Source organism: Parashewanella curva (assembly GCF_003675895.1).
GTDB classification, from domain to species: Bacteria; Pseudomonadota; Gammaproteobacteria; order Enterobacterales; family Shewanellaceae; genus Parashewanella; species Parashewanella curva.
The window spans coordinates 1-8569 of sequence record NZ_ML014860.1 but is presented as its reverse complement, the minus strand read 5'-3'; the positions used below and the strand labels follow the sequence as shown (position 1 = coordinate 8569).

Below are 8569 nucleotides of genomic sequence, written 5' to 3'. Positions count from 1 at the left end.
AGTTTGTCTGTGATCTTTTAGCTATGGCTCAGTGATCTATTTGCCATAATTGTTGTGATCTTTGTGTCTTGATTAGCCGTGAGTGATTATTGTTAAGTGTTAGGAAATATCAGTGCGAAATGACGGACCTACGACACTCAGACATCAATACCGAACCTTAAGACGCGACTTGAACTACACAGGTCAAGCATTAGCAGCTCCAGCTAAACCGCTTGGCGTTGGCTTTCAGGCTTATCAAAAACGATTTGGTGGTAACAGTATTTCGGGGAGGGCAGACCATGAATAAATGCGCTGTTATTGGGCTTTGTTTATTACTGACACATTGCGCCAGTGCGCCAAAGCCACCTCATTGCCATGACAATGGCAAAGGGTCACAGCCCGTTAATACTGCTTCAGTCGTCCTTAAACCAGTCGAGCAATCCCATGAATGATAAGGCGCTATTTAAACAATATTTTGCTGAAGCCAGAGGCTGGGACTCTGAATTGTGCACCAGAATCAAAACATCTGAGCGCAGAGCGTGGCGATGCTGTTTATTGTTCACTCTGATAGCCGTATTGCAAGGCGTTGGACTGCTATGTTTGTTGCCCTTAAAAACCATTGAACCCTTCGTCATTCGAGTAGATAACGATAGCGGTTTGGTTGATGTGGTTTCGACTTTAACCAGTCATGGAGAAGTCAAACAACAAGCACAAGAGGTATTAGATAAGTATTGGTTGGCGCAATACGTTCGTTATCGAGAAGGTTATCAGTGGGAAACTCGTAGCTATAACCGAAAGCTGGTTGGGCTGATGTCGGTTGATGATGTTCAACAAGATTACGCAAGCCAAACCGATCCGAAACTCAATCCAAATGCTCCGATTTCAATGTATGGCAAGCAAGCTCAGCTGATCACCAAAGTGAATGCCATTAGCTTTATTGCATCAGATAAGGTGAGTGGTGAGAAGCGAGTTACGGCTTTGGTTCGTTATTCAAAGCAGTTAAAACGAATAGGGGAGTCACACCCATTAACCCATTGGGTTGCCACCATTACCTTCACCTATCGAAATGCGCCAATGAGTGTGCAGAATCGACAGCTTAATCCGCTCGGTTTTCAGGTGCTCAGTTATCGCAATGATCAAGCAACAGGGGACGATTAGATGTCTCGTTTTGCTTCTTATTGTCGTTTCTGCGAAGGCAGAAACCTAGTGCCTTTAAAGTCATTTAAACGAAAAAGTCGCTGGGTGCCTGCCTTCGCAGGCATGACGTTAATGTTGTATTCAACTATGTCTTTTGCACTTGAAACACCTCATGGTGGTCATTTTGATAGACGAGTTAGACATATTGCGTTCAACCCTCAACAGGTAGTGAAGCTTGTCGGACATTATGGGTTCTCGACAGACATTGAGTTTTCCAAAGGTGAAACCATCACTCAAGTAGCGATGGGAGACAGCTCTGCGTGGTCAGTCACGCCCGTTGCTAATCATATTTTTATTAAGCCGAAAGACCAAAAAGCAGTAACCAATATGACGGTGTTAACTCAGTTAGGGAATGGCAGTCGTGTTTACAATTTTGAGTTGACGGCTCACTGGTCAAGACGTGGGGCGCATCCAATCCCTAACGATATGATGTTTCAAGTTCGTTTTTTATATCCTGAGCAGCAACAAGCTCAGCAGATAGCGCAACTACAACATCAGCAGTTATCTCGCCGCTTGAACTCGATTCAAAGCCCTACGGTTAAGAACCAAAACTACCTCTATAAAGGCGATAAGGTGTTATTGCCTGTATCAGCATTTGATGATGGACGGTTCACCTATATCACTTTCAACAGCAAACAAGATTTACCAGCGGTTTATGTGGTTGGCAGTGATGACCAAGAAAGCTTAGTGAACTCCAATATCAATCCTGCTTTTCCTAACACCATCATCATTCAGCGCATTGCAAAACAGTTGGTACTTCGCAGAGGCAATAAGGTGCTGTGTCTGTTCAATCATTCCTTTACTGAAGAACAACCTGCTTCATACCAAAGTAGCAATATTCCTCATGTGGTTCGTGATCTAAAAGGAGAGAAATAATGGACGGCAGTTCAACTCCCAATCAAGAAGCTGAAACCAATTCGATAGAAGACATATCGCATTTAGGGGAGTCGATTTCTCGTAAACCTCAATTAAATAAAGGCTTGTTAGCGATATTAGCTTTAGGTGTGGTGTTGTTATTGGTTGTGGTGAACGGTGGCTTTAATCATGGAGCGCAGCAAGACAAGGTGAACCATCATTACACCATTGAAGATCATTTAGGTGCGCCACCTGAGCCGTTGCAGCCCGAGAATCATTCAAGCTCTAATTCAGCAAAGCAATCTAGGAGTGACATTCTACACACGGGGGAATGGACGCCATCAGGTTCAGGGTTAACCGAGTCACCTCATTACACTGTTTTAGGTGGAGCATATCAAAAGCAACGGACGCCAAAACAACGAAAGCAGTTAGATGGATTATTGGCTTATAGCCAACCTATACAGCTTCAAAACAAAGCACAAGCTGAGTTGAATGCTGAAGGTGCGTTAACCCAAAAAACTTCATCCGATTCTTTGAATCAGCAATTACAGCCGAGTAAATTGAAGGGCAGTTTAGCCAGTCGAATCGTTGACCCTAATTTGTTCATCACCAAAGGGGCATTCCTAGATTGTATTTTAGAAACCGCAATTAGCTCGGATGTGCCAGGCATGACTCGTTGCCAGTTAAGTCGAGATATTTATTCCACCAATGGCAAGGTGCTGTTATTGGAAAAAGGCAGTCACATTGTCGGGCAATATCAAGGTGGGTTACAGCAAGGCGTGGCTCGGATCTTCGTTCTTTGGAATCGCATTGAAACCCCTAATGGCGTCATTATCGACTTAGATTCAACTGGCACTGACCCATTAGGTCGCAGTGGTCATACTGGGTTTGTAGACGGGCATTTCAAGCAGCGATTCGGTAGTGCCATGCTGTTAAGTCTGATTGGTGATGTTGGGCAATATGCCGCAAATAAAGCAAGTAGCGGCGATAAGAATCAAATCCAGTTTGGTGACACCATTGGTGGTACGAAAGATCTCGCTTCCATCGCTTTGCAAGATTCTATCGGTATCAAACCGACCTTACTCAAAAATCAGGGAGAACACATCAATGTGTTTGTGGCTCGTGACTTAGATTTTAGGAGTGTCTATGACTTGCGACTTGCCGATTAAAACCCATAACCAATGTCGAAGCTTGGCATTAGAAGCTCACTTAAAGTATTTGGATGACTTTTTGAAGTTGGACTCGGTAACTGAAATTGTGATTAACCAGCCTCATCAAGTGATAACCGAAAGTGATAAGGGGTGGCTGTTTCATCGTAGCGAGAGCATTACCTTTGAATACTGTCAGCGTCTTGCCAAGCTCATTGCTACTTATTCAGGGCAAAAGCTAGATACCAGCCACCCAATTCTATCTGCCACGTTACCGCAAGGTGAGCGAGTGCAAATTGCGATACCACCTGTGACGATAGCAGGGCGAATAAGCTTCACCATTCGAAAACCTGCCAAGGTGATTTTTAGTTTGCAGGACTATCAGCAGCAAGGTTATTTCGATTCATGCTTACCATCACAAGCAGAACCTCAAGGTGATGAATTACTGAGCTTAAAACAACAAGGCGAGGTATTGGAGTTTCTAACTTTGGCTATCGCTAAACGAAAAAACATCATTGTCGCTGGCTCAACGGGTTCGGGTAAAACCACCTTCTTTCGGTCATTGCTAGAGTTAGTGCCAAAGCAAGAACGACTGATTTCGATTGAGAATGTGGATGAGTTACAGCTTTATCGCTCACACCCCAACAGTGTCAGTTTGTTTTATTCCGCAGGAGGTCAAGGCATTGCGCCTGTAACACAAAAAACATTGCTGGAATCCAGCTTGAGAATGAAGCCCGATAGGGTCTTTGTCGCAGAGCTTATTCGTGGTGATGAAGCCTTTTATTTTCTGCGTAATATCAATTCAGGACACCCGGGCAGCATTACCACCATGCATGCCGCTAGTCCGAAGTTAGCCTTTGAGCAATTGGTACTTATGTTGAAGGAAAGTCAGGCTGGCAGTTCGTTATCAAGGAGAGACATCAAACAGCTGTTAACCCTCTGTGTTGATGTGATTGTGCAGCTACAGCATATCAATGGTCGCAGGTTTGTGAGTGAAATTTACTATGAACCTGTCAGTTAATCGAAATAAGTATTTGCTTGGTGCTGTGCTCTTGGTGGTTTTGTTTGCTAATCAATGGCTGTGTAGTGTGATTTACTTATGGTTTGCTCATATAAACATACACCATGCTAAACCTTGGACTTGGCTGCAATACGCTTATCGTTATGGCAAACAGCCTCAGTCTCAGTTCTGGTTGGGCTTATCATTCACAGCAGGAACGTTGCCTTTTCTTTTGCCCATTATTCATCGCTTCAAAGGCAATAAACGTCCTGTTTATGGTGAGGCTCGGTTTGCGACCAAAAAAGAGATTCGGCAGGCTGGCTTGATAGGGGAACGTGGGATCATTGTTGGTCAGCGTCAACAACTCTTTAATCGTGAGTACCTTCAATTTTCAGGTCAGCAGCATGTGTTGATGTCTGCGCCAACTCGTAGCGGTAAAGGTGTCGGTGTTGTCATTCCTAACTTGCTCAGCTGGAATGATTCAGTGGTGGTGCTGGATATTAAGCAAGAGAATTGGCAAATCACTTCAGGTTTTCGACAAGCGCATGGCCAGCAATGTTTTCTGCTCAATCTTGCGCCTAGAGACTACCAAAGCCATCGTTGGAATCCTTTGTATTACATCAGTGATGATCCAAGCTTTCGAATCAATGATATTCAGAAAATCGGACAGATGTTGTTTCCGAATATCGACAATGAATCACCTGTTTGGCAAGCATCAGCCCGTTCATTGTGGTTAGGGCTGGTATTGTACTTGATAGAAACACCACCGTTACCTGTGACGATGGGAAGAGTTCTGCGGTTATTGATGCAAGGGGATGAATATTTAGCTGAGCAAATTCAGCAAAGAACCGATGAAGCTCATAGCCTTTCAAGTCAGTGCTTATTGGCGTTAAAAGAGTACTTGGAAACACCAGACCGCACTCGTGGCTCAATTCGTAAAAGCTTTACCTCTGCTTTAGAGTTGTTTTATAACCCTGTGATTGATGCTGTAACAGCCGATAACGACTTTGATCTTCGAGAGTTACGCAGAAAAAAGCTTTCAATTTATGTAGGCGTTACACCAGATGATTTACAGCGATTGGCACCGCTGATTAACCTGTTCTTTCAGCAATTAATTGACCTCAATACTCGTGAGCTACCAGAGCAAAATCCAGCATTGAAACATCAAGTGCTGTTATTGATGGACGAGTTTGCGGCTATCGGGAAAGTCGGCATCTTAAGTCGTGGTATTAGCTATGTGGCTGGCTATGGGTTGAGACTGCTTACCATTATTCAATCTCCTGCACAGCTTCGAGAAATCTATGGCTTCGATGGTGCTGAAACCCTGATTGATAACCATGCACTGCAAATTGTGTTTGCGCCAAAGAACCCAAAAACTGCTAGAGATATTTCAGAAACCTTGGGGAATACTACTATTAAACAACGCAGCCGAAGTCGTCAATTGTCAGGTAAAGGTGGAAGAAGCGAAAGCATTAGTGAGCAGCACAGAGCCTTGATGCTACCGCAAGAAATCATTCAATTAGGGAAAAGTCGATCAATTCTGATTGTAGAAAATTGTCCTCCAATTCTTTGTAACAAGATCCGCTGGTATCAAGACAAAGCACTCTTACAGCGAGGTAACACCGCAGAGCAAAGTCGATGGCAATTACTACCAGTTCCTAAAGTTAAACCTCAACTCATATCTAGCCCTAAAGTCACTATCAAGACTACGCAGGGAGCGGAGTCAGAAACGGTAACGCCACAGTCATCATTTCAGCATGTTTCTGATAATCCTACAGAGCCAACGGACGAAGAGCTTGATGTGTTAGTGGATAGCTTTTGTGAGCAGGTATATGGAGAAAAATCATGAGCCAAGATGAAACTAAACAGCCTGATAAACCTAAGCCCCTAAACAGCATTGAGCTACTAACCAAATCAGGAAACGAAAAGGAGGCATTACCGACACAGCTCAAAGCGGCAAACAGTGAAATCAGCCAAAGCCTTAAGAGTGTCGATAACTATTTAACGCCATCAAGTGATGCGCCAAATCAGTTACCGCTTGGGATCAACAAGCGATATTTTTCAATTCAAAATAAGTATTATTTTCGGCATCAACCTCAACAATTAGCCTTTACCGATAAAGGGATAAAGCTACAAACACGTCATCAAAGTAACAAGGTGGTGACGGATTTAATGTCGATAGCGGTAAGCCGTAACTGGTCAGAAATACGAGTAACAGGCACCCAAGCTTTCAAACGAGAAGCGTGGTTTCAAGCCAAAAGCTTAGGGCTGTCAGTAAAAGGTTATCGACCCAATCAGCAAGACTTACAACGGTTGGCACAAATTCAGCCCACTAAAACCGAGCAGAAAAACCAAGCAAAGACATCGCCTGCCAATGACAAGCAAACAGCGCTATTTACACCGCAAACCAAAGAGCGATTTATAAATAAAGTGAAGCAATGGCTGAGTACCCATAAGGTAAAGCACCAACCGACAACTGAATCAAAGCCGCCTTCATCCAAACCAACATCATCCAAAACAATAAAATCCAAAGTACAGGAGCAACAACATGAACTTGAACGATAGATTACTCACGCTTAATGATGCTGGCGTTGAAGTAGAAGTAAGCCAGCAAGAAGCTGAAGAGTTAGGCGCTTTCGAAGAGGCGGCTATCACAGAGCAAGAAGCCATCGAGTCCACTCAAGTAGAAGGAGTTGGCGATGGCAACCGACAATAAAAAGCTGCCTTACTATCAGCGGATCGCCAATGAGCTTATCGAGCAATTGAAAGTTGGGGCTGCACCTTGGCAAGTCCCTTGGAAAGCCGGTGAACCTAAAATGCCCCACAATCCAATCAGCGGCACTCGTTATAAAGGCGCAAATGCCCTTTGGTTAGCCATGCAGGGCAGAGGGGATTCAAGGTGGATGACCTACAAACAAGCGCAAAGCATTGATGCTCAAGTTAAACGCAGTGAACGAGGCACACTAGTTCAATACTGGAAATTGTTCGATAAGGTGATTAAAAAAGACAGCAATGACAAACCAATGTTAGATAAGGACGGCAAGCCAATTAAAGTAACGGTTAAGCTCGACAAGCCCAAAGTGTTCTCAGCTATTGTGTTCAATGCCGAGCAAATCGAAGGCTTACCAGAACTTGAAACCAACACTGCACCAGAATGGCAACGCCATCAACGAGCTGAAAAACTCATTCAAAACTTTGGTGTTCCAGTCCATCATGATCAGTTTGATAACGCCTATTACTGCCCGTCTACCGACAGCATTCATTTACCTCAGCGCCAGCAGTTCCCAACCGCAGACGCATTTTACGCCACGATTCTGCATGAATGTGGTCACGCTTCAGGCTCAAAGGAAAGGCTCAACCGAGATTTAACTGGTCGCTTCGGTGATGAGTCTTACGCAAAAGAAGAACTCAGAGCTGAAATAGCCTCACTCATGCTCGGTGATGAACTACAAATCGGTCACAGCTTTGGTCAACACGCTGCTTATGTCGACCATTGGATCAAGGTACTTCAAGATGATCCCAAAGAAATTCTAAAAGCCTCAAGGGACGCAGAAAAAATCCACGATTATCTGATGGAGTTTGAGAATCAAAGTTCTAAGGTGGTTTCAATTGAATCAAACCGAGTGAGTCAGCCTAGGAGTGTTGTTGAGTTGGCTGAGAAGTTGAAGGTTAGGGAATTGGTGGAGTTGGATAGGTAGGTTTACAATATGTTGAACCTAATTTGTCTCAGTTTATTTGAGTCGATTTGAACTATAGAGGAGTATTGGCGGCTGAACTCAATCCAGAGAAGTGATGTTGTTGAGGGAGCTGTATGTCTAAACAAAATTTGTATCGTATTTGTTACGTTGTGTTAGGAATATTGGGGTTGTGGTCAGTCGTTTTTAGTAGTCTCTTAAAAAAGCTATTCCACGTAAATGATATGCTCACAAACGGCTTTATGGGACGTTCTTTAGGTGACTCAATGTCGTTATACCTCCAAGAGCATAGAGTGATGTTACTAGTGCTAATAGGTGTATTGGCTTTTATAGCTTATCGCCATGCTCGTTATTCTTATTCAAACGTAAAGGAGAAAGTGTTAGCAATTGCAATAATGATTCTTGGTTTCTTAGGTCACAGTTACTCTTTAGTAAAGGATCACTTGTTATTCCGTGGTTTTGTTCCTGATAGCTTTGTAGTTTTTTTAGGTAACCATTCAATATTGGAAGTCATTTTAGCTAGCTTACTGTTATTACTTATTTCAGACAATGCATTTGCTTTCAGAAATAGGGCAAACGGGTCAAAAATAAGCAATTAAGTTTGATCGTTTGCCAACCAGAATCGATCGTGGTTTATAATAGTCTTTGCCTGTTAAACACCATGAAAACTACCACTATTAGCCAGCACTTTGCCA

General features: G+C 43.4%; 11 protein-coding genes. All 11 read left to right on the top strand.

The annotated features are described in order from the left end of the window. The first annotated feature begins 112 nt into the window (after positions 1-112). Positions 113-286: a hypothetical protein gene (locus D5018_RS21795; protein WP_165905124.1), complete on the top strand. Its 174-nt coding sequence runs from the start codon at positions 113-115 to the stop codon at positions 284-286. Next, positions 279-431 (top strand): hypothetical protein, encoded by a 153-nt coding sequence (locus D5018_RS21790; protein ID WP_165905123.1) that lies wholly within the window; start codon positions 279-281, stop codon positions 429-431. The genes D5018_RS21795 and D5018_RS21790 overlap by 8 nt, the downstream gene beginning before the upstream one ends. Further along, positions 424-1137, top strand: coding sequence for a VirB8 family type IV secretion system protein (locus tag D5018_RS19685; protein WP_121840694.1), 714 nt, complete (start codon positions 424-426; stop codon positions 1135-1137). The genes D5018_RS21790 and D5018_RS19685 overlap by 8 nt, the downstream gene beginning before the upstream one ends. Beyond that, positions 1138-2052, top strand: coding sequence for a P-type conjugative transfer protein VirB9 (virB9, locus tag D5018_RS19680; protein WP_121840693.1), 915 nt, complete (start codon positions 1138-1140; stop codon positions 2050-2052). Beyond that, positions 2052-3200, top strand: a complete 1149-nt coding sequence (virB10, locus tag D5018_RS19675; RefSeq protein ID WP_121840692.1) for a type IV secretion system protein VirB10 — start codon at positions 2052-2054, stop codon at positions 3198-3200. The genes virB9 and virB10 overlap by 1 nt, the downstream gene beginning before the upstream one ends. Further along, positions 3178-4200, top strand: a complete 1023-nt coding sequence (virB11, locus tag D5018_RS19670; RefSeq protein WP_121840691.1) for a P-type DNA transfer ATPase VirB11 — start codon at positions 3178-3180, stop codon at positions 4198-4200. The genes virB10 and virB11 overlap by 23 nt, the downstream gene beginning before the upstream one ends. Then, positions 4184-6028 carry a type IV secretory system conjugative DNA transfer family protein gene (locus tag D5018_RS19665; protein WP_121840690.1) on the top strand — a complete coding sequence of 615 codons (1845 nt, stop codon included), beginning with the start codon at positions 4184-4186 and terminating at the stop codon, positions 6026-6028. The genes virB11 and D5018_RS19665 overlap by 17 nt, the downstream gene beginning before the upstream one ends. After that, positions 6025-6744, top strand: a complete 720-nt coding sequence (locus D5018_RS19660; protein WP_121840689.1) for an LPD7 domain-containing protein — start codon at positions 6025-6027, stop codon at positions 6742-6744. Before D5018_RS19665 ends, D5018_RS19660 begins: the two co-directional genes overlap by 4 nt. After that, entirely contained in the window at positions 6728-6895 is a 168-nt protein-coding gene (locus tag D5018_RS19655; protein WP_243637479.1) for a conjugal transfer protein TraD, read from the top strand. The genes D5018_RS19660 and D5018_RS19655 overlap by 17 nt, the downstream gene beginning before the upstream one ends. Continuing rightward, complete coding sequence (locus D5018_RS19650) at positions 6879-7877, top strand: ArdC family protein (RefSeq protein WP_243637478.1); 999 nt, start codon at positions 6879-6881, stop codon at positions 7875-7877. Before D5018_RS19655 ends, D5018_RS19650 begins: the two co-directional genes overlap by 17 nt. Positions 7878-7990: 113 nt before the next feature. Further along, positions 7991-8473: a hypothetical protein gene (locus D5018_RS19645; RefSeq protein ID WP_133309347.1), complete on the top strand. Its 483-nt coding sequence runs from the start codon at positions 7991-7993 to the stop codon at positions 8471-8473. The last annotated feature ends 96 nt before the right edge of the window (positions 8474-8569 follow it).